This window comes from Oleiphilus sp. HI0086 (assembly GCF_001635225.1).
This window is the reverse complement of record NZ_LWFZ01000392.1, coordinates 1-434: the sequence shown is the minus strand read 5'-3', so window position 1 is coordinate 434 and position 434 is coordinate 1. Positions and strand designations below refer to the sequence as shown.

The window sequence follows — 434 nt, the reverse complement described above, 5'->3', positions numbered from 1 at the left end:
AAAAAGAAGGTCTTCGGGCAGATAGCGAATTTTCGATCTCGCAGAGAAATCACCCTGAAGCCTTGGGCCATCCGCTGACTCACCCTTCCATTACCACTGATTACTCGGAAGCTTTATTAGAGCTAATTACACCGGTTGAAGACTCTAGAGAAGGCCTGCTAAAAACATTGCAAGATACGCATAAGTTTGTTGCTAGCAATATTGGCAATGAAGTTCTCTGGTCTGGCAGCATGCCCTGCAAGCTTGATGGCGAGCACAGCATTCGTATTGCTGAATATGGCGACTCCAACATTGGACGCTTGAAGTACGTCTACCGGGAAGGTCTAGGCCATCGATACGGCCGAACCATGCAAAGCATTGCGGGCCTGCACTTCAACTTCTCGATCAATGACTCCCTTTGGCTTAATCTAAAAGAAGCGCATGGCAATAAAGAG

The 434-nt window shown here is 47.5% G+C and carries 1 pseudogene; it reads left to right on the top strand.

Annotated features, from left to right (window positions below):
* Nucleotides 1-434: pseudogene (locus tag A3756_RS04880) on the top strand (glutamate--cysteine ligase); the annotation flags it as partial.